Below are 20956 nucleotides of genomic sequence, written 5' to 3'. Positions count from 1 at the left end.
AACTTGATTTTGGTAAATCACTGCGCGGTATTTGGCGCTTTTTTGCCGCGAGAGCAGGTGGCATGTTTCCACTCAGCCTTTGTCCAGGCTGAAATTTCAGATTAGGATCGCGGCGATTTTCTTACCAAACAGGACATTCCATGAATATCGATCTGCTTCGTCGTCTTTGTGAAACCCCAGGTGTGCCGGGTCATGAGCATCGGGTTCGGGATTTGATCAAATCCGAAATCGAAGGGCTCTTTGATGAGGTTACAACGGACCCCATGGGCTCGCTGCTTTGCCGCCGGAACTCTCGCAAGAAGCCGAAGAAAGGGGATCCGAAGAAGGTCATGTTGCTGTGTCACATGGACGAGATCGGTTTTTTGGTTTCGCATGTGACCGACAAGGGGTTTGTGCATGTTCAGCCGGTTGGTGGCTTTGACGCGCGCAACCTGTTCTCTCGCCGCGTGCTCGTCTCGACGGACGATGGCGACTATAAGGGTGTCATGAATCCGGGCGGCAAGCCGATCCATATTTCTTCTCCCGAGGAACGCAAGAAGGTTCCGGAGCCCAAAGACTTTGTCGTGGACTTGGGTCTTGGAGAGAGCACCAAGGATCTCATCAAGGTCGGTGATATGGTCACCATGGATGAGCCTTTGATCGAAATCGGCGAAAAGATCGTGTCAAAGGCGCTGGACAACCGGATCGCTTGCTGGCTCGGGATCGAGGCCATCAAGGCGCTGGGCAAGTCCAAGCACGAATGTGAAATCCATGTCGCCTTCACCTGCCAGGAGGAGGTCGGTCTGCGGGGTGCACGCACCGCGTCCTTCGCTATCAAACCGGATATCGGACTGGGCATCGACGTAACACTGGCCTGCGATACGCCGGGAGTTCCGGAACAGGATCGCACCACGGTGCAGGGCGAGGGGTTCGGCCTCCATGTCAAGGACTCTAGCTTCATCGCCGACCGTGATCTGGTGAAGGAGATTGAAGCGCTGGCTGAGAAGGAAGAGATTTCGTATCAGCGTACAATGCTGGCAGCAGGTGGTCAGGACGGTGCGGCTGCTCAGCAGGCGGCGGCAGGTGCGAAAGCTGTCGGGATCGTGGTCGGCACCCGCTACATCCACACGGTTACCGAGATGATCCACAAGTCCGACCTTCAGGCAGCCCTCGACATTCTTGCCGCGTATCTGAAAAAAGCTTGATGATGTTTCAGCTCAGGGCGCGTTTGGTGCCCTGGGCGCTTTGCTCGGTGTCTTTGGTATTAAGCGGTCAGACCGGCGAGATTGGAAATCTGTGACCCTGTACCAGCGTAGAGCTCGCTGACTGCGGCGCTTTGATAACTGAAGGATCCGTTGTCAAAATCGCCCTCAATGGTGGAAGCGTTTGCAGAGCGCACCGAGAGCCCGGTCTCGGAATTGAAGGACACCCGTTCGAACGAGACAAACTGAGCAGAGAGGGTTTCCCCGTCGATCTCGGCTTCAATCGTTGTTGTCGAGATTGTCGCGCTTTCATAGGCGAGGGAAGCACTGGAGGCACTGCCATCTTCGCCGAGTGCCGATTTCAACTGACCAGCCGTTTTCTGATAATCCTCGACGGTAGCCAGTGCGCCGTCTTTCTCGTCTTCGTCGCCCTCTTTGCCGTCTTCAACGGCTTCACGAAGGGCTGCAATCACAACGGCGTCTTCTTCCGCCTTCTGCGAGGCAGCCTCCAATAGGCTGACGGCCGTGTCCTTGGGCGGTTGTCCTGGCTTTCCGTCTTCAGCCTCCGTCTTTGCAGACGGGTTTCCGGAGCCTTGAAACGACGCGGACAACAGGCTGGTGCTTTGTGTTGTGGTTTCAATCGAGATTTGCATGACGCGCTCCGGAAAGTCTCCAGTTAACAAGGAGACACTTCACTTAGAAACTGGACCAAAACCGTTAAGAAGCCATTAACCAATTGCCGGGGCTTATGTGACGGTTAGAGGAATGCCTTTTCAAGAAATTGACGCCCCAAAATGAGCCCGCGCTCGTCAATGCCATGTCCCAAATCATCCAGGCAATGCGCTTCGACTTTTACACCAGCCTGCGCTAGTGCGGTTCGTGCGGCTTCCAGATGATAGGCAGGAACGACATCATCATCTGCGCCATGCACGATTAAGGTTGGAGGAGGTGCTGGGAGGACCGGGAGCGCCGCAACTCCCGGCAAAAGACCTGAATAGGCCATAAGACAGGCGGGCGGTGTTTTCCGGCGCAGACCCGCTTGAAACGTCATCATGGCTCCCTGACTGAACCCAACCAATGCAAGAGCTGCATCGTTGAGACCCAAGGAGCTCAGTTCGGCATCAAGGAACCGGTCGAGCGCTGGTTGAGCCGCTTGCGCACCGATTTCGTACTCCCGCGGTGTCCGCTCTTCCAGGGCAAACCACTGCCGCCCTCCAAAGGCTTCAAATGGCAAGGGCTCAGGAGCATTGGGCGCAACGAAAGCTGCGTTGGGAAGAGCCTGTTGCCAAGCCCGGCCGAGATCTATCAGGTCGGTGCCGTCAGCGCCATAACCATGGAGGATGACGACCAGTTGTTCTGCAGCACCTCCGGAGAGCGGTGCAAGACGAGGCCCGTCAAGCGACGGGTTGAACGAAGATGATGTCATTCTTTCACCGGCGTTTGCGAAAGGTCCGTTTGTGTGTTGGCCAAGGTGATCCGTTGGTTTTTGAGGAACGGGAGTGCGATTAAGCCAGATAATGAGATAAGCACTGCGGCAATCACAAACGGGATGCCTGGGAAGTAAAGGTCTGTCCCGGCCATCGTAAAAAAGGAAAAGCTCTGGGTCATGACAAAGGGGCTGATGATCATGGCAAGCCCGGCTGCACTCGCGATCAGACCCTGCAATTCGCCTTGTGCATTGTCGGGAACCCGGTTGGACATCAAGCCGGTAAATGCGGGTGTCGCAAGCGCGCCCATGACGGCAAAACCAATGAATGCGTAAGCGACCCAACCGCTTTCGGCGACAGAGAGCGCAACAAATGCAATCAGGTTGCAGGTGAGGCCAATCATCAGAATGGCGCCGATCCCGATCCGGCGGTCCAGAACGCGGATCAGATATCCTTGCACGAATGCATAACCGAACCCGACCACGGCAAGGGACAAGCCGATATCGGCTGGGGTCCAGGCAAAGACTTCTGCAGTGAAATAGCTCCAGACAGCCGGATAAACGTAGTGGGCAATGTCAAACAGAAGAAGCGCCAGTAGGAGCACACGCACCTCCTTGTTGGAAGAGATGTGTTTTAAGGCGCCGAATGGATTGGCGCGCTTCCAAGTGAAGGCGCGACGGTTTTCCAGTTTCAGTGTTTCCGGCAGCACAAAATAGCCAAAGAGGAAGTTGACGAAGGATAATGCAGCACCGGCGTAGAACGGGGCTCGGGATCCATACTCCCCGAGCAGTCCTCCAATGACCGGTCCCAGCACGAAGCCGACGCCAAAAGCCGCACCAAGCAGGCCGAAATTCTTCGCCCGGTCTTCCTTCTCCGAGATATCTGCAATGTAAGCCGCTCCCGCAGAGTAGGTGGCACCGGCAATCCCGGAGATCATTCGGGCAATGAACAGCACCGCAAGGTTCCAGGACAGAGCAATCAGGAGGTAATCTGCCGCCACGGTCAGCGTCGAAATAAGTAAAACGGGCCGGCGTCCGAACCTGTCTGACAGACTGCCAAGCGTTGGACCGAACAAAAACTGCATCAAGGCAAAGACGACACTCAGCCATCCGCCCCATAGTGCAGCTTCACCGACAGGCAGGCTGGTGAGTTCGGTCAATAAGCTCGGCATCACCGGCATCATGAGACCGATGCCCATCGCATTGATGGTCAAGGTAATGAAGATGAAGATAAGCGCGTTGGATCGCTTCGGGCGGCCGGGCAAAGAATTGTTCCTTCAATACAACTTGAAGGAAACGCGCAAAACCAGTTTCAGGCAAGAGTGTTTCTGGGGATTGGCCAACAAAAAAGGGCGGTGAAACCGCCCTTCCATACCGCAAGTGCCGATTGGCCTTACAGGACTTTGAGGTCTTCGGCGACCATCTGGCCACGGCGCCACTCAAGATCGAATGCCACGAGTTGGCCTTCCTTCAGCGAGTCGATGCCGGACCGGCGCAAAGCCGTGATGTCAACGAGGATGTCGTCCCCGTCTTCGGGTTCGATCGTGCCGACACCGCGGCCCTTATCAAACCATTTTACGTTTCCATGTAGCATGGAGTCTTCTTTCCAATTTCTTGCATCAAAGCATCAGCGCACTTGTCTAGCGCAGCATTTCAAAGCTTTGATGACAGTTCTTTATTGTAATACTAAAATACAAGTCTGCAGCGGGAGGCTTGTCTGGCGCTTGTTCCAATTAGGAAGAAAATACAAGCGGCCCAAAACCAAAAACTACAGCCGGTCTGAGCAGTCTTCGTATGAACTCAGACCACTTAGACTGACTTGATATGGTTGCTCAATCGTTAAATACAAGGTTGGGCGGTTGAGCTTAAAGTTCTGCGTTGATGACGTAGTTGAGGATTTTGACGATCTGGTCCGGGGTTTCCGCGACAGCAAGAGCTGCAGCATCAATTTCCTTCAGAGGATGGGTCAAGGACGGATCGTGAAGTATGATCAATGACTTGCCAAGGGCTGAAGCGTAGCCGGCATCGAAGGCTGCATTCCATTGCTTGTACTTGTCGCCGAACCGGACAACGACGATATCGGCCTTTTCGATCAGTGTCCGGGTGCGGATGGCATTCACCTTAGCGCCTTTGTGATCGTACCAGAACTTCTTGTCTTCGCCGCCAAGTATCGCTGCGCCGCAATCGTCGCTGGCCTCGTGGTTGGTGACCGGTGCAGAAAAACTGACCGGCAATCCGGCGGCCTCCGTTGCGCTAACGATCTGTTCGCGCCAGTCGGTGTGAATCTCACCGGAGAGATAAACGCGCCATTCACTCATGTTCTTGCCTTTCTGGGTCGAGGGATGCGGGCAGTGTGCCGCATCCGTTGGCCAGAAACTGGAAAACCGGTTGGCAGGTGTCAACCATAGTTCTGGACAAGAGTGTTTAAGGCAATCCGATAATCCGGGTAGCGGAAAGTATAGCCGAGTTCGTCTTTGACGCGTTGGTTCGAAACCCGTTTGTTCTCACCATAAAATGACCGGGCCATTGGTGTGAGGTCCGCTGTTTCGAAGGCAACTTCCGGCGGTGGTGTCACACCCAAAAGTTCAGCAGCGTATGTCACAACATCTTGCGGCGGCGCAGGCTGGTCATCCGTGACATTGAAAACGCGTGTCTTTGGCGACTGCATGGCAATTGAAACCGCGCCTGCAATGTCCGCGACATGGATCCGGTTGAACACCTGACCGGGCTTGATCAAACGCCGGGCGCGGCCCTTTTTGAAGTTCTCGAACGTGTTGCGGCCTGGCCCGTAAATTCCGGAGAGCCTAAAAATCTGAACAGGCACCGAGGTTCGCTCTGCGAAAGAAAGCCAGGCCTCTTCAGCGGCGACGCGTTGGACCGAGCGTTTGGACACCGGTTTGCAAACGGTGGTTTCGTCCACCCAAGCCCCGTCGTGGTTTCCATAAACGCCGACAGTCGACAGGTAGCCGACCCATTTCGGAGAGGCTGCGGCAATATCCGCGCCGTGTTGGTTGAGAACCGGGTCGCCGGCCTCACTCGGGGCAATGGACACAAGCACATGGGTTGCTGTTGAAAGCGCGGCCGCAATCCCGTCGCCAGGAGTTTCGCCATCGAAGATAAACGGCTCAATACCGTTTTCGCGGAGAGCGCTGGCCTTTTCCGCAGACCGTGTCGTGCCGCCGATCCAATCAAAGCGATCTCGCACTTCTTCGATAATCGCCTTTGAAGAATACCCGACACCAAAAACAAACAGGCGCATCACGACAGCTCCAAATGATTGCGGCGGATTTCATAAAGCGAGATGCCGGTGGCAACAGCAAGGTTCAGACTGTCGGCTTCCCCCACTTGCGGGATCCGGATCAAGGTCCGGCAGGCCTCGGCCATATCGTCCTCCAGCCCCTTTTGTTCATTCCCCATGACGAGCAGGGCCGGTTGTTTGTAGTCCGGTGTGCGGTAGTCGACTGACCCTTTCAAATGCGTCGCGGCAACGGTTCCGGGCCAGTCTTTTGCAAGCGCCTTGAACTCGTCCTTAGTCATCTTCGCAAGGGGTACATGGAACAGCGACCCCATCGTGGCGCGCACGGCTTCGACGGCAAATGGATCCGTGCAATCGCCAACCAGCATCACGCCACTGCCGCCGACTGCATCCACGGTCCGGATGATTGTTCCGAGATTTCCAGGATCTCTTACCCGATCCAGCGCGACCCAGACGGTGGTTCCTTGCGGATCAATGTCCCGGGCGCTGAGGATGTTTTGCTCGTAAACACCCACAACCATCTGGGGATTGTCCTTGCGGGTCATGGCGCTCATGACTGCAGTCGAGACTTCAAGAATGAGTGCGCCGCGTGCCTTGGCCGTCGCCGCGGCTTTTTGGGCAACCGGGTTGTCGCGCGCCTCTGGGCCAAGGGCGAGGTAGCGGACGCCCCAGCCGGCAGCCATGGCATCGGTCGCCAATTTGAGTCCCTCGGCGACAAACAGGCCAGACTGGGTGCGGTGCTTGCGCTGGGCTACAAGCCCTTTGATTTCCTTGACGATCGGATTCGAATGGCTCGTGATCTGTTTGACCGCGCCGATTTTTTGAGGTTTGCCGGTCTGCGGCATGCGGGAGCTCCAAGGGCTCTTCTTGAGCCAGCTGAATTCTAAAGACAGTTTGGATTGGCTTAGTCCCCGCGACCGACCGGGTCAAGAAGCGACCTACGGCACGGGTGGAAGCAGCCGTTCTGTCGCGATCAGAATAGAGTCTTCAATATCGACCGGAAACTCCGTCACATCCAGCTTGCCATCGATGGCGAGGAACGACAGCCCGTGGACTTGTGTCCACAAGGGGAAGGATGTGCGGAGTACCGTTTCATTTATGTCCGGCTCGCCGAGATAGTCTGCGACTTCTCGGAGCAAGACACCATAGGATCCGCGGCCAACCTGCTTAAGCTCATCAATTCGGTCATGGTGAGACATTGTGCTGAACATAAGCCGGAACGTGTGCGGCTCGCGTCTTGCGAACGCAACATAGGCGCGCCCCATCGCGGCAATCGACTGAACAGTGCCGCGCGCCTGCTTGGAGGCTCGGGCTTCCATATCGATTCCAAGGCGACTAAGGCCGTCTTTTGCGATCTCGCTCAAAAGATCTTGTTTGGATGAAAAATGCCGGTAAGGCGCAGCCGTACTCACACCGGCAAGACGGCAAGCATCCGACATGGAAAACCCATCCGGCCCATGTTCTTCAATAAGTTGGCGCGCTGCGGCGATCAATTCGCCGCGCAAGTCACCGTGGTGATAGCCCGCTTTTTTGTGAATTTCTGTTTTGGCCATGTAAGGCGTTTCCGAATTTTTTCTTGTTGTGTCTCTTGCCGAAGTTAATTCCGCTAACATATGTTAGCAACGGTAACATAGTTAGTGCTGCTTACATTGGGAAGATGATGCTCCCCGAAATCGCACCAGCAGCCAGCGGACAAGGTGAGAATGTGCCATGTCGAAGGATCATCAGACCCCTCAGCCAAAGACGACCGGCAGTAAAAGCAGGCTCCGGCGTTTTGGTAGAATGGCGCTGAGTACGGCGACCTTTTCCATCAATGTCGGTCTTGCCGCCGCTGCGGTGATGATCGGGGTCACCACCATCCAGATGCGTGCAGAAGAAAAGCCATCCGTTGAACCCTCGCCCCTGGCCGTTGTGGATGTATTCACACCGGATTGGGAGACCGGCTATGATGTCGAGCGCAGTTTTGTGGGCAGGCTTGAACCCGCACGCAGCACGGACCTGGCCTTCGAGCTCTCCGGAACAGTTCGCGATATTCGGGTGGATGAGGGGGATCTTGTCCAGGAGGGCGACGTCATTGCTGTTCTCGACACACGGACACTTGAGGCGGACCGCCGGCGCCAGGTCGCCAATCGTCAAGCGGCTGAAAGTGATCGGGAACTGGCCTCGCTGACGTTGAACCGCCGTCAGCTGCTGAAGGACAATGGTCATGTCAGTGCGCAGGTGCTCGACGAGGCCCGCCTAACCCTCAGCCGATTGGACGCCACGATCGCTCAGATTGATGCTGCGATCGACAACATCGATATCAATCTTGATAAGGCGGTTTTGAAAGCGCCGTTTTCGGGCCGGGTTGGAGAACGCCTTTTGGATGACGGCGCAACTGCGTCTCCGTCAACGCCCGTTCTGCAGTTGCTGGAGAGTTCACGGCCAACTGTCCGCATCGGTTTGTCGCCGGAAGTGGTCGACCGGCTGGATCAGTCGCACAGCTATGACATCGAGATCTCGGGTCGGACGTTTAAGGCCGGCTTGGCAGCGCTTCGTCCAGACCTCCAAACCCGCACCCGGACGATCGAAACCTTGTTTGAACTCGATACACCGGAGGCAACACCCGCTTTTGGACGATTGGCGGAACTGTCAGTAGTTGAGCGCGTGGAGACGGAAGGCGCCTGGATCCCGGTTTCGGCATTGAAAGAAGGTCCGCGCGGTCTCTGGACCGTGCTGACTGTTGCCGAGGATGTCGATCAGGCGTCGCCCACCTCGGCATACGTTGTCGTGCGAGAAGCGGTGGAAGTCTTGCATGCGGAAGAGGGGCGGGCGTTTGTCCGCGGGACCTTAACGCCAGAAAGCCGGATCGTTCGGGATGGCGTTCACCGGGTTGTCGTTGGTCAGGCTGTGGACCTTGCGAAGGCCGGAGGCTGAGGCATGGAAACCCTGTTCTTTCGCCAACCCCGTCTGGTGGTCCTGACCCTCCTCGTGATCATTGCAGCCGGGGCAACAGCCCTGATCGGCATTGGCCGGCAGGAAGATCCGACGATCACCAACCTTTTTGCAACGGTCACGACCGTTTATCCCGGTGCGGATCCGGGCCGTGTCGAGGCTTTGGTCACGGAAAAGATCGAGGAAGAGCTCCGTGAAGTCGAAGAGATTGATGTCATTGAATCGACGTCGGCCTCCTCGATTTCGATTATTCAGATCGAGCTACTCGACACGTTGACCGAAGAGGTGATTGAACAGGCGTGGTCGGAGCTCCGGGACAAGATCGGCGACGCCACGCGCGAATTTCCCCAAGGTGTTCTGGAGCCGGAGTTCAGCACTGACGGTGCTGGTGCTTTCGCATCTATCAGCGCACTTGTTCCCGAGCATGACTCGGTTTCTCAGGCCGTCATGCTTCGCTATGCCGAGGTTTTGTCTGATACACTCCGGAATGTGCCCGGCACAAAGTCCGTCGAGATTTTCGGCGAGCTGGAAGAAGAGATTCTGGTTCGCATAGATCCGGCAACGCTCATTTCCTTATCTCTGACTGTGGATCAGGTCGCCTCTGCCATACAAAACGCCGATGCCAAGGTCCGTGCAGGCCGCCTGCGCAGTCCGGACCGCGAATTTCTGATCGAGGTGTCTGGAGAAATTGCCGCGATTGACCGGATCCGCACCATCCCTGTGACAACTGCAAGCAATGGACTGGTGACCCGCGTTGGCGATGTTGCCACCGTCACGAAGGGCATCCGCCAACCCGCTGAAGAGCTCGCCTTCTCAGGAGGGCGTCCGGCAATACTCGTTGCTGCGAAGATTGCAGATGGCCTTCAGGTGGACACCTGGATGACCCGTGTTCGTGACCGGATTGCTGCCTTTGAAACGGATATGCCGCATTCAATTCAGCATCAACTCGTGTTCGATCAAAGCCGCTACACGATCGACCGTCTGACAGATGTTGGCGCCAACATAGCCATCGGTATGGCCTTGGTGATTGGCGTGCTGCTTGTCACGATGGGGCCGCGGTCGGCAGTGATCGTTGCAATGGTGTTGCCTGTGGTCACTCTGGCGTCCTTTGCAACAATGAGCATGATCGGTCTGCCGCTCCACCAGATGTCGCTTACCGGACTGATCGTGGCTCTCGGCCTATTGGTTGATGCCGGTATCGTCATGACCGATGAAATCGGTCAGGCTCTGGCGCGCGGAGAAGAACGGCGTGATGCCGTGCGCAAAGCCGTCCGCCGCCTATTTGCACCACTGCTGGCATCGACCGCAACCACGGCCCTGTCCTTCTTGCCCATGGTTCTGCTGCCGGGACCAGCTGGTGACTTTGTCGGGGCGATTGCAATCGCCGTGATCATCATGCTTGTCTGGTCGTTCCTGGTTGCCGTGACCTTGACGGCGGCAATTGCCGGATGGCTGCTGCCCGAAACCAACTCCCAGCCCCAAAGGCGCTCTTTCCAATCCGGTAAATTGGTGTCCGTACCCTTCCGGTTTTCGCTGCAGCTCGCCATGAGAAACCCGGCAAGTTCGGTTGCCTTTGCACTGGTCTTGCCCGTGATCGGTTTCATGAGCATGCCAACTCTGACTGCACAGTTTTTCCCGGGCGTAGACCGGGATCAGTTCCATATTGAAGTGGAACTTTCTGACGGTACTGCGATTGCCGAAACATCCGAGGTGGTGCGTGCCATGGATGGGTTCCTGTCCGATCAGGAGGGCATCGAAAAAGTGGTTTGGGTTGCGGGGAAGAGCGCTCCGGCCTTCTACTACAACATTGTCGGCAACCAGGACCGCGCTCCGGCTTTCGCTCAGGCACTTGTTACCACCAGTTCACCGGATACGACAGCAGATCTGGTGCCGCGGCTGCAAGGCGAACTGACCGCCCGGTATCCGAACGCGCGTATTCTTGTGCGGGATCTTGTTCAGGGGCCGCCGGTGGATGCGCCGGTCGAGTTGCGCCTAGTCGGCCCGTCTTTGGACGTCTTGCGCGAACGCGGGGATGCCTTGCGCCAACTTGCTTCCGGCATCGAGGAAGTGACCGTTGTGAGGACAACGCTGGAAAGCGGCGCACCGCAACTGAAATTTTCCGTCGATGAGGACAAGGCACGGCTTGTCGGGCTGAGCCTGGCGGATGTTGCCCGTCAACTCGAGGCAATCCTGGAAGGGGCTGTCGGGGGCAGTCTGATTGAAGGCACAGAAGAACTGCCGGTGCGTGTCCGGATCGGCGATGCTGCCCGCAGCGACTTGTCTGACATTGCGAGCCTGCCGTTGTTGCCCGCGATCGGAGCCGCCGGAACAGCTGGTTATGACGGGGTGCCGTTGTCTGCGATCACGGATATTCGTCTGGAGCCCTCTGAGGGTGAAATCAATCGCCGGAATGGAGAACGCACCAACACGGTTCAGGCATTCGTCCAATATGGTGTTTTGCCGGAAGAAGCCCTGAAGAAGCTCCAAAACGAGATGGACCTTGCCGGCTTCGCAATGCCGGACGGCTACCGTATCGAAACCGGCGGCGACTCCGATGCGCGTTCTGACACGTTGAACAATCTGATCGGCTCGCTTGGATTGATCGTGCCATTGTCGATCGCCGCGATCGTTTTGACCTTCAACTCGTTCCGATTGTCCGCTGTCACGCTGGTCGTGTCTGGGCTGTCGGCGGGCCTCAGCATTCTGGCGTTGGCGATCTTCCAGTACCCGTTCGGCATCAACGCCATCATCGGCGTGATCGGCTCGATCGGCGTGTCCATCAACGCAGCCATCATCATCCTGACCGGTCTGCAGCAAAACAGCCGGGCGGTCGACGGTGATCGGGAGGCGATGGTCGACGTGGTAATGGGATCGGGCCGGCACATCATCTCCACAACGCTGACGACCTTCGGAGGGTTTTTACCGTTGATCCTGGCCGGAGGTGGGTTCTGGCCACCGTTCGCCATGTCGATCGCCGGCGGCGTGTTGCTGTCGACCGTGATCTCGTTCTACTTCGCACCGCCCATGTTCGCATTGGTCTATGCACGGCGGAGCAAGGCGAAAGCCGAAGACACCCCAAGTCAAAATGACGATACAGATTGGTCGAACGACAATCGCCCCATAGCACTCGCAGCCGAGTAGGCTTTAGCGTCTGCTCCAGCGGGAAAAGAGGGATGTCGAAAGGGCCCGCGTGCCGTCCTCTTCACGGATAACCAACTCGCCGGATTCCAGTCGTCCGCCTTGCCTGGACAAGGTCTCGGCCATCAACTCGTGGATCGAGACAAAGCTGGAGCGGATCGCATAAGCGGTGAGGATCATGAAGAGAGCGTCTTTTGCCAGCAGCTGCTGCAAGTCTTTCAGCATGCCGGGCAAGCTGGTGTAGATGTCCCAAACCTCGCCTTTTGGGCCGCGCCCATATTTTGGCGGATCCAGAATAATGCCGTCATAGGTGTTGCCGCGACGAAATTCGCGAGCCACAAACTTGGACGCATCTTCACAGATCCATCGGATCGGGAGATCTTCCAATCCGGAAAGAGCTTGGTTTTCCCGTGCGTAGCCGATCGCCTTCTTGGAGGCGTCGACATGCGTGACTTGTGCGCCTTCGGTCGCTGGTAGGAGCGATGCCAAGCCGGTATAGCCGAAGAGATTGAGGATCTTCAGCGGCTTCTCAGGGTTTTTCTTCTTCTCGGCCCGGATCCTGGAGTTGACCCAATCCCAATGCGCGGCCTGTTCCGGAAAAACGCCAACGTGGCGGAACGACATGAACCGGCCATTGTAGGTGACCGGTCCGTAGGACATCGGCCAGGTTTCCGAGACGTTGCCGGAGTATTTCCAGCGGCCGGGCCCTTCCTCGTCCGTGTCACCTGAGAAGACCGCATTGGCGCGGTCCCAAGCAGCGTTCTTCAGGCGGCGGCGGCCCATGGCCTGGGGTTCCGGCCGAACGATCGTGTAGCGTCCGTAGCGTTCCAGTTTTTGACCCTCGCCCATGTCCAGAAGGCGGTAGTCCTTCCAGCCAGGGGTCTCAAGGATCACGGGCCACGCCTGCACGGGCGGTTGTCCGGGTTTTGCAAATTCTGGCGCGTCGGTTTTTTCCGCCACGGTGGTCTCTCTCGTCTGTCACGAAGGGTTTGGATCACGCCTTAGTGCCATGCCGCTTTAAGGTCAACGTTGAGGCACGGGTAGACAAAGAAAAAGGCGGGGTGCCCAACACGCCCGCCTTTTTGATTTTCATGTATTTGCCGATCAGGCAGCAGCCACTTCCGAGAGGAAAGTCTCAACTTCGGACTTCAACTGGTCGGTCTTTTCATTCAGCTCGCCAGAGGCTGCCAGAACCATATCGGCTGAAGAAGATGTCTGATCGACCGCCTGCGACAGCTGAGTCATGGACGAGGAAACGGCACCAGTTGCCTCAGCAGCCCGCTGAACGTTCTGCGAGATCTCCGCGGTTGCCGCACCTTGCTGCTCCACAGCGGAGGCGATGGCCGTTGTGTAGCTGTTGACCTCTGTCATGGTCTCGGCGATCTCTCCGATCGCAACAACTGAATCCTTGGTTGCTGTCTGGATTGCAGTGATCTGCGAACCGATCTCTTCGGTCGCCTTGGAGGTCTGCGTGGCCAGTTCCTTGACCTCCGCGGCAACAACCGCAAAGCCCTTGCCAGCTTCACCAGCCCGCGCTGCCTCGATCGTTGCGTTCAGGGCGAGCAAGTTTGTTTGTTCGGCAATGGCCTGGATGAGCGTGACCACTTCGCCAATTTTTGTCGCCGCTTCTGCCAGGCCTTCGACCTTTTGGTTCGTGATACGGGTGCCGGTCGTGGCACGTTCAACGATATCGGTTGTCTGGGAGACTTGGCGGGAAATTTCGCCGATGGACGCCGCAAGCTCTTCTGCCGCGCTGGCGACAGTTTGGACATTGTTGGTGGTTTCGTTCGACGACGACTGTGTTTCGCTCGCATGCCCAGCACTGTCGCGCGCAATATCCGTCAAAGCGCGAGCGGTTGAATCAAGGCCGTTGGCTGTGGATTCCACAGAGCCAATTGCCTCTTCGGCTGTTGCACGGAAACCCTGGATCAGGTTTTCGATCCGCTGTTGACGCTCCTGTCGCGCGGCTTCTTCTTGCGCATTGCGTTCCTGCAGGTTCGCCCGCTCGATTGCGTTGTCACGGAAGACTTGAACCGTGCGGCTCATGTCGCCGATCTCATCACCGCGGTCGATGCCCGGGATTGCAACTTCGTTGTTGCCACCGGCCAGGCTGTTCATCACATCCGTTATCGTTTTGATCGGCCGGGTAATGGCAAGGTTCAGCACAATTGCCAGACCAACTCCGCCCAGAATAGACAGCAGGACCGTCATGGCGATCTGAAGTTCAGCGGCTGTTGCAGCAGAACTGGCCGCCTCGGACTGGGCCTGCGAGATACCAGCGATTTCGGCATTGACTTGTTTGGTCAGTGCGTCGAGCTGTTGGCGCTTTGCTTGTAGATCTGATTTTGTTGTCAGCATTTCCTGAAAGGCGCGGTCAAAACTCACGATCGAGACCGGAATGCTATTGATGGCATCAGCGGTGCTGGGTAGGACATCTGCGTAGCCGACGAGTTTTTCTTCCAGTTTTACAAGATCTGCGATTTGAGCTTTTACCCCATTCGGATCACTAATCCCGAAATTGCCAAACAACGCCAGGGTTTCAGCTTCCGCACGCAAAGCGTGTTCACCGAGGGCATTCGCCTCAATCAGCACAGTCTTGATGCTGCCGAGCCGCGTATTGGCGGTCAGAACAGTAGCTTTTGACTTGCTCACCGCAGAGATCGCCTGTTCACGTATCTGATAAGCAAACTCGGTGATGGTATCCAGAATGGTGCCGACAGAAGTTCTCGCCTCGTAAGCCTCTGCGAAGCCGAGATCTTCCTTCAATCGCGCAATCGCCTTTTCCAGTTTTTTTGCCTGGCCTGCGAGTTTGCTGACGGTTTTCCGCTCAATTCCCTCGATCTGCCGGTATCTCATCTCCCGGGTCCGGTCGACGATTTCAGCGGCGATTTTCAGGCTGTTTTCCAAGTCATCCCCGTCCAGAGACCCGTTGCTTTTCAGGTAGGCGAACTGAATTTTGGAAACATCATCCTGAAGGTCAAAAACACCCCTAAGCATAAGGTTTGCATCTTCCAACGTGCCGTTGGCAGAGAACACATCTGCGCTGACTTTTTTCTCTTCCGCGAGAACCGCTGCAGCGATAGACACCGCCAGGTTTTCGAGTTCTTGAACACTGGTCTTCAGCGTTGCCAAACCTTCCGCCTGTTGCTGGGTCTGATTGACAACTTCCTCAAAAGTCGTTCCAAACTCGTCAACCGCAGATATAGCGGTACTCACTTGAGCTGCGGCCGTCGGGTCTCCGGCAACATCATCTGCGAGCGCCTGAAGCGAAGAGTTGAGGCCTGAGATCTCCTGACGAGTCGCTTCTGCGAATTCCGCAGATGGTGCATTCAGATAATTCTCGCGCACCAACGAGGTGCTTTGAACTTTTCGACCGACTTCGGCTGATTGGTCAGCCACTTCAAATCTCGCGGAAAGCGTCGAGATGGCAAAATACCCAACACCACCGACAATCGCAGTCAACAGCAAAATTGCTGCAAAACCGCCGCTGACTTTCAAGCCAAACTTCAGGTCAACCAACCACTTCAAGGCACGTTTCATCGAATCCCCGCAACACCGGAAAACTGTGATTACTATCCAAGGTATGCGGGAGAGCGATGAAGATTAGGTAAAAATGCATAAAATTACTAAGCAGAATTATAAATATAAACGTGATGACATTAACAAATTTACGTAAGAGAAAAAACGGATAGGTGTTTGGATGTGAGTATTGAGTTTTGATTAGACGTGTTGACCGCCGTTGATATGAATTTCTGACCCCGTCACGTAGGACGATGTCTCGCTGCACAAGTAATAAATTGTTTCGGCAACCTCATTAGGTTGACCCAGACGGCGGAGTGGGATGTCTTCAATCATGTTTTCAGTGCCGGGAGACAGGATGGATGTATCGATTTCGCCTGGCGCGATCGCATTGACCCGAACGCCATGCGGTCCAAAGTCTGCAGCCATTTCCCGCGTAAGGGACGCGAGCGCAGCCTTTGATGTGGCATAGGCTGTGCCCGCAAACGGGTGAACCCTGACACCCGCAATGGAAGTGACGTTCACCACCGAGCCAGTGGCCGCCTTTAGTTCGCTGAACAATCCTTTTGCGAGCAAAATGGGGGCAAAGAAATTCACCTGAAAGACATTCCGCCATTCATGCATCGGAGTGTTCAGCGAGTTGAGCCGTTCCCCGCCGTTTCCTTTCGGACTGATCCCTGCATTGTTCACCAACGCATGGAGCCGGGATCCGTTAGGCTCGAGCCGCTTCCGGATTTCCTGGATCGCAAACCCCATGTTTTCCGGATCTGAGAGATCGACCTGGATATGATCTTCCGGTCCCATCGGCCAGGGACACTTGTCGGAAAAGGCTTGACGGGAACATGTAATGACACGCCAGTTTTCCGCGGAGAACTTTTTGACTGTCGCGTGCCCGATTCCACGGCTGGCTCCGGTGAGAACCAGTGTCCGCCGTTCGTCAGTCGGTTTGCCATTGTTCATTTGCTGATCCGCCAGGTGCTAAGTATGCTCTAAAAAGTTGACTTTTATAGTACGGTTTCTGTATTCCGCTTCCATCTGTCAAACACTATATGCGATGAAGTCCCCATAACGGCCAGACCCCAGTATGCTCATTTGCTCCTGTAATGTATTATCAGACAAGCAATTACGCGAAGCTGCGGCAGAGATGCGTGACGATCCGAATGGTAAAATCCCAACGCCCGGATCTGTCTTCCGCCATTTGGGGTGCCGGCCGCGTTGCGGTGGATGTTTTCCAAGTGTCATTGACATTATTCACGAAAACACACCAGAGAATGAGAAACCTAACCAGCGGCGGGCGTCTTCCGGGCGCAAAGCCGAGAACCGTTGAGCTTTTAAGAGGGACTGATGAAGGGCGACGCGCGGGTCATTGACTACTTGAACAAGGCTCTCCGGCACGAGTTGACAGCGGTCAACCAGTATTGGCTGCATGGCCGCTTGCTAGCGGATTCGGGTTTCGGAAAACTCGCTGCCAAAGAATTGGAAGAGGCGGAAGAGGAACGTCGGCACGCACAGGATCTGATGGACCGGATCTTGTTCCTGGAGGGGTTCCCGAACCTGCAAACGCTGGACCCTCTGCGGATCGGCCAATCGGTGAAAGAATGCCTCGAAGGCGATCTGGCAGCTGAGTACGCAGCCCGCTCCCTCTACCACGAAGCGCGCGAAGTTTGCCGTGAGCAGGGCGACTATGTCTCAATGAAACTGTTCGAGACCCTGCTCTCCGATGAAGAAAGCCATATCGATTTTCTTGAGACCCAGTTGGCTCTGATCGAGCGCATCGGGATCGACAATTATTCACTGTTGCAAGCCCAGTCAGCAGATACGCCAGAGTAGCTGCAGCCCAGATTATTGCGGTTCAGTCGCCGGACTTTCCAACCTGTAGACTGGGCCGCCTGCCACTTCAGCATCCTCGAAATCATGCGTGACCAGAAGAACGGGCAGGGCGCGTTCTCTGGCGATCGAGAACACTTTTTGCCGGACGTCAGCGCGTCTCGACTGATCGAGGCTGGAAAAAGGTTCGTCGAGCAAAAGGGCTTTGGGTCTGGCCAAAAGAGTTCGCATCAAGGCCACCCTCGTTTGCTGCCCGCCTGAAAGCTTAGCCGGATCCTTGGGTCCAAACCCTTCAAGGTTTACGGCCTCAAGGGCTTCCGCAGCTAACCTTTGCCGTTCTGTCCGGTTATTGATCCCGGAAGGAATTGCAAACATAAGATTTTGCGCGACAGACATGTGCGGGAACAAAAGCGGCGATTGAAACATCAAGCCGATATGGCGCTCTTGCGCAGGAACGGTGGTGACGTCGGTTCCGTCCAGGATGACGCGGCCTGTAGCTTTGAAGTCGGGTTTCAAAAAACCTCCGATGAAGTCAAGAAGGCTTGATTTCCCGCTGCCGCTTTCCCCCATCACGGTGAGCACCGTCCCAGGTTCAATCGTTTTATCAAGCTCCAACAGAGTGCGGCCATCAAGCTGGATGGACACATTCTCCAGGATGAGGCCCTTCTGATTTTGGAGAGTGCAGGCGTTCATTGACTTAAGCATCCAGGCGCAATGCGGTTCTGTTTTTGAATAGAACAGCTGGGATCGCAGCAGCAACGGCGAAACCGGCAAACGGGATAAGCAATTGCAGCAAGGCGTAGACGGCTGTGATTTGCCTGTTTCCACCACTAGCGAGCGCAACGCTCTCTGTTGTCACGGTGACGACCCTGCCAGCTCCGATCATGAGTGTAGGGAGGTACTGCCCGACTGATACAGCAAGGGCAACAGCCAATGTCACGAGGACCGGGCGTGTCGCCATCGGCAATTGCACCCTGAAGAATATCCTAGCTCTGCTGGCGCCCATGGAAGCTGCCACGCGGGCATAGCGCGGGTCCTGCCGCTGCCACGGGTCGCTGAGCGCAAGAAAGGCGTAGGGCAAGACGAAAACCAGATGTGCAAGAAGCACAGCTGTGAAACTTCCATCCAGACCAATCATCAAGAACAACATCTTGAGGCCGAACAGGAACGTAATTTGCGGCAGGAGAAGGGGCACAAAGATGAGTGTTCTCAGTCGATGATCTACAGGCTCCGCGGCGTTTGTTTTTGTTTCCAGCAGCCAAAGCGTCAACGAGGTGCTGATAAGCGCTGCCAGCACACCAAGCGAGACCGTCGTGCCGAGGATTTGAGGTGTTTGCATCAAGGCCATTGAAAGCGCCGATCCGGACCAAGTGTGTGGCAGCGGTGCCGGATACCACCAGGACTTGGCAAAACTCCAGATCACTAGGACAAACAGTGACAGGCACATGGCTGACACAATGAATACCATTGTACCGAGCGCTGCCATCCGGCCTGCACCATCTGACTTTATGCGGTGTCCAAGCGCCAAACGGGTGGAGCTCAGCTTGGTGACACTAGCTTCGAACAACAAATATACAAGAATTGCTCCAGCGCTAATTCCAAGCTGAAGCAAGGCACCGGCTGACGCGGCAAGACGCAAGCTGAGATCCGGATCATTCATCCAAACCACTAGCCGCGCAGCCAACGGTGCCGGTGTTGTGGGCCCCAATATCACGGCTACATCCACCACGGAGGTTGAGTAAGCGATCACAGCCAGCACCGGCAGTCGGAGGAGCGGATAAATCTGGGGCAGGATGACTTTGAAGAAGCCTGACATCCGGCCATAGCCGAGACTGGTTGCCACCTTGGTGTAGGACTTGATCTCAGGCCGGTTCAAAGCGGCCAGTGTCATCAAAAACAGAAAAGGGACCTCTTTTGCGACGAGACCCAGGGTCATGGCGACCCCGTAGGAGTCGTTGACTAGCAACAAATCCGGCGGACGCTCCCACCCAGTTGCCCAAGGCGACAAAAGCCGGGCAAGGAAGCCGGACGGGGCGGTCAGAAAGGCGAGACCGATTGCGGCCGCAGCGTGCGGTACTGACAAAAGCGGCGACAGGAAACGGCTGACGCGTTGAAAGGTTTGGGTACCGCTCCATGAGGCTGAAAAACAAAGAACAATCGCAAGCGAAACCAGTGACGCAACAAGGCCTGTCCAAAAACTCAGCGCCGTTGATTGCAGCAGACCCGGCATTGAGAAAAGTTGAGTGAAAGGCTCAAGCGTCAGCTCTCGCGCTCCAAGAACAGGGAGGTAGCCGAAAGCCGGCAGAACGGTTCCTGCAAGACCGGCCAGAACCGGTCCCGCCAACAGCAACACAACGATCAGCGAGGGTAACTTCGAGCCTGGCCGGAATATGGCCAAGGGTTTATTGGCCCCCTGCGCCGTAACGTGTTGCCCAAGCCTGTTCCAGGGCAGTGACCCAGCTCGGATGCGGTTCTGGGAGAGTTGGGCCAAGTTCTTCAGGTGTCAGGGTCGCAGGTCCAAGGTCTTGGGTATCGAACAAAGCTTTTTCATTGGCTGGAAGGCCAGCCACGTTCAACACGGTCGGGTCGCCCCAAATTTCCGGGTCCTGTTTGCGCATCTGGGCCATTGGTGACAGCAAATGGTTCGCGAAAACCTGTGCGCCTTCCTGAGCCGAACTGTTGAACGGAATGGCGACAAAGTGAGTATTGCCGACTGTGCCGCCATCAAAAACGAATGTACGTACAGTTGGTGGCAGTTCGCCATTCACAATTGCTCCGGATGCATCACCCGGATTGAATGAAAAGGCGATGTCGATTTCACTGTCCGCAAGGAGTTGACGCATATGGGCCGCGTTCTTCGGGAAAGCTTGTCCCTGACGCCAGAGATGCGGATGCAGCTCATCCAGGAAATTGAACAACGGCGCCGTCTGCGCCTCGAATTCGTTCGGTTCGACCGGAGCAGACAGCACGGCTGTATCCGCGATGGTGTTGAGGAGTGCTTGCTTCAGGAAGGTCGTTCCATAGAAATTCGGCGGTTGCGGGTAGGAGAAACGGCCCGGATTGGACTTCGCATATGCGAGCAGCGCGTTGAGCGACGCTGGAGGTGTATCGAGCCGTGCAGTGTCATACATGAAGACCAGCTTGGCCATGCCCCAAGGACTTTCTTGTCCGTCTGTTGGAACGGTAAAGTCGACCAGGACTGTCGGTTTGTTTTCCGTGTCGACATACGTCCAGTTCGGCAGGCTTTGTGCCCAATTGGGTCCTGCGAGCAAGCCACTTGTTTTCATGGCGGCAAAGTTTTCGCCGTTGATCCAGACGAGGTCGACGCCGCCACCGCTCGTCTTGCCGACTGACTTCTCTGCGAGTACCTGGGAGACGACACTCGCAGTGTCGCTGACCTTCACATGAACAACCCGGACATCATAGAGGTTTTCAACTTCCCGCGCGGCCCATTGGATGTAGGCGTTGATCCGCGGCTCGCCGCCCCATGCATGGAAGTAAACCGTCTGTCCCTTGGCTTCGTCCAGAACATCTTGCCAGTCGCTGTCTTGTGCCGACACCGGCTGTAACGTGAAAAGACCGGAGATAAGGGCAGCGGCAGCGATAAGCAGACGTTTCATTTCAATCCTCATGGTGCGGGAATGTTCTCCCTCGCTTATGGCAATGGACACAGTC

Annotated in this window: 19 protein-coding genes; 5 read left to right on the top strand and 14 right to left on the bottom strand. The window is 56.0% G+C overall.

Features of this window, described 5'->3' with window-relative positions:
- Window positions 1–140 precede the first annotated feature (140 nt).
- Window positions 141–1184: a M42 family metallopeptidase gene (locus ACQY4Z_RS09315; RefSeq protein WP_306148201.1), complete on the top strand. Its 1044-nt coding sequence runs from the start codon at window positions 141–143 to the stop codon at window positions 1182–1184.
- A gap of 59 nt (window positions 1185–1243) precedes the next feature.
- Here ACQY4Z_RS09315 and ACQY4Z_RS09310 read toward each other — a convergent pair whose 3' ends face one another.
- The 8 genes from ACQY4Z_RS09310 to ACQY4Z_RS09275 all read right to left on the bottom strand — a co-directional run bounded on the left by ACQY4Z_RS09310 (window position 1244) and on the right by ACQY4Z_RS09275 (window position 7416).
- A complete protein-coding gene (locus tag ACQY4Z_RS09310) occupies window positions 1244–1834 on the bottom strand; it encodes a hypothetical protein (protein WP_428528655.1) in 591 nt (196 codons plus the stop codon).
- 104 nt (window positions 1835–1938) lie between these two features.
- The gene (locus ACQY4Z_RS09305; protein WP_428528653.1) at window positions 1939–2607 is read right to left on the bottom strand and encodes an alpha/beta hydrolase; all 669 of its coding nucleotides are present in this window, start codon (window positions 2605–2607) and stop codon (window positions 1939–1941) included.
- A complete protein-coding gene (locus ACQY4Z_RS09300; protein ID WP_428528651.1) occupies window positions 2604–3872 on the bottom strand; it encodes a TCR/Tet family MFS transporter in 1269 nt (422 codons plus the stop codon). The genes ACQY4Z_RS09305 and ACQY4Z_RS09300 overlap by 4 nt, the downstream gene beginning before the upstream one ends.
- Before the next feature lie 128 nt (window positions 3873–4000).
- Window positions 4001–4201: a cold-shock protein gene (locus tag ACQY4Z_RS09295; RefSeq protein WP_008195161.1), complete on the bottom strand. Its 201-nt coding sequence runs from the start codon at window positions 4199–4201 to the stop codon at window positions 4001–4003.
- A 271-nt stretch (window positions 4202–4472) separates the two neighbouring features.
- A complete protein-coding gene (locus ACQY4Z_RS09290) occupies window positions 4473–4925 on the bottom strand; it encodes a YtoQ family protein (RefSeq protein WP_428529494.1) in 453 nt (150 codons plus the stop codon).
- 80 nt (window positions 4926–5005) lie between these two features.
- Complete coding sequence (locus tag ACQY4Z_RS09285) at window positions 5006–5866, bottom strand: SDR family oxidoreductase (RefSeq protein ID WP_428528649.1); 861 nt, start codon at window positions 5864–5866, stop codon at window positions 5006–5008.
- On the bottom strand, window positions 5866–6708 hold the full coding sequence (locus ACQY4Z_RS09280; RefSeq protein WP_209172366.1) for a TrmH family RNA methyltransferase: 843 nt from the start codon (window positions 6706–6708) through the stop codon (window positions 5866–5868). Before ACQY4Z_RS09280 ends, ACQY4Z_RS09285 begins: the two co-directional genes overlap by 1 nt.
- Window positions 6709–6801: 93 nt before the next feature.
- The gene (locus ACQY4Z_RS09275; RefSeq protein WP_409685984.1) at window positions 6802–7416 is read right to left on the bottom strand and encodes a TetR/AcrR family transcriptional regulator; all 615 of its coding nucleotides are present in this window, start codon (window positions 7414–7416) and stop codon (window positions 6802–6804) included.
- Between the two features lie 229 nt (window positions 7417–7645).
- On the opposite strand from ACQY4Z_RS09275, the gene ACQY4Z_RS09270 reads away from it, so the two are divergent.
- Together ACQY4Z_RS09270 and ACQY4Z_RS09265 are read left to right on the top strand one after the other, a co-directional pair.
- Window positions 7646–8779 (top strand): efflux RND transporter periplasmic adaptor subunit, encoded by a 1134-nt coding sequence (locus tag ACQY4Z_RS09270; protein ID WP_428528646.1) that lies wholly within the window; start codon window positions 7646–7648, stop codon window positions 8777–8779.
- A 3-nt stretch (window positions 8780–8782) separates the two neighbouring features.
- On the top strand, window positions 8783–11938 hold the full coding sequence (locus ACQY4Z_RS09265; protein WP_428528644.1) for an efflux RND transporter permease subunit: 3156 nt from the start codon (window positions 8783–8785) through the stop codon (window positions 11936–11938).
- A 3-nt stretch (window positions 11939–11941) separates the two neighbouring features.
- Here ACQY4Z_RS09265 and ACQY4Z_RS09260 read toward each other — a convergent pair whose 3' ends face one another.
- From ACQY4Z_RS09260 to ACQY4Z_RS09250, 3 genes are all read right to left on the bottom strand, one after another.
- Window positions 11942–12895 carry a class I SAM-dependent methyltransferase gene (locus tag ACQY4Z_RS09260; RefSeq protein ID WP_428528642.1) on the bottom strand — a complete coding sequence of 318 codons (954 nt, stop codon included), beginning with the start codon at window positions 12893–12895 and terminating at the stop codon, window positions 11942–11944.
- A 144-nt stretch (window positions 12896–13039) separates the two neighbouring features.
- Window positions 13040–15475 carry a methyl-accepting chemotaxis protein gene (locus tag ACQY4Z_RS09255; RefSeq protein ID WP_428528640.1) on the bottom strand — a complete coding sequence of 812 codons (2436 nt, stop codon included), beginning with the start codon at window positions 15473–15475 and terminating at the stop codon, window positions 13040–13042.
- Between the two features lie 180 nt (window positions 15476–15655).
- Window positions 15656–16414, bottom strand: a complete 759-nt coding sequence (locus tag ACQY4Z_RS09250; RefSeq protein WP_428528638.1) for an SDR family NAD(P)-dependent oxidoreductase — start codon at window positions 16412–16414, stop codon at window positions 15656–15658.
- Window positions 16415–16538: 124 nt separating this feature from the next.
- On the opposite strand from ACQY4Z_RS09250, the gene ACQY4Z_RS09245 reads away from it, so the two are divergent.
- Both ACQY4Z_RS09245 and bfr read left to right on the top strand, forming a co-directional pair.
- A complete protein-coding gene (locus ACQY4Z_RS09245; RefSeq protein ID WP_428528636.1) occupies window positions 16539–16781 on the top strand; it encodes a (2Fe-2S)-binding protein in 243 nt (80 codons plus the stop codon).
- Between the two features lie 17 nt (window positions 16782–16798).
- Complete coding sequence (gene bfr / locus ACQY4Z_RS09240; RefSeq protein ID WP_428528634.1) at window positions 16799–17284, top strand: bacterioferritin; 486 nt, start codon at window positions 16799–16801, stop codon at window positions 17282–17284.
- 12 nt (window positions 17285–17296) lie between these two features.
- Here bfr and ACQY4Z_RS09235 read toward each other — a convergent pair whose 3' ends face one another.
- The 3 genes from ACQY4Z_RS09235 to ACQY4Z_RS09225 are packed head-to-tail and all read right to left on the bottom strand — an operon-like array spanning window position 17297 to window position 20901.
- Window positions 17297–17974 (bottom strand): ATP-binding cassette domain-containing protein, encoded by a 678-nt coding sequence (locus ACQY4Z_RS09235; protein WP_428528632.1) that lies wholly within the window; start codon window positions 17972–17974, stop codon window positions 17297–17299.
- Window positions 17975–17978: 4 nt separating this feature from the next.
- Window positions 17979–19679 carry an ABC transporter permease gene (locus tag ACQY4Z_RS09230; protein WP_428528630.1) on the bottom strand — a complete coding sequence of 567 codons (1701 nt, stop codon included), beginning with the start codon at window positions 19677–19679 and terminating at the stop codon, window positions 17979–17981.
- A gap of 4 nt (window positions 19680–19683) precedes the next feature.
- Window positions 19684–20901 (bottom strand): ABC transporter substrate-binding protein, encoded by a 1218-nt coding sequence (locus ACQY4Z_RS09225; RefSeq protein ID WP_428528628.1) that lies wholly within the window; start codon window positions 20899–20901, stop codon window positions 19684–19686.
- Window positions 20902–20956 lie beyond the last annotated feature (55 nt).

The sequence above is a fragment of the Roseibium sp. genome (assembly GCF_965276855.1).
GTDB lineage: Bacteria > Pseudomonadota > Alphaproteobacteria > Rhizobiales > Stappiaceae > Roseibium.
Note: the sequence above shows the minus strand (reverse complement) of the source record. Positions and strands in the feature narration are given on the sequence as shown.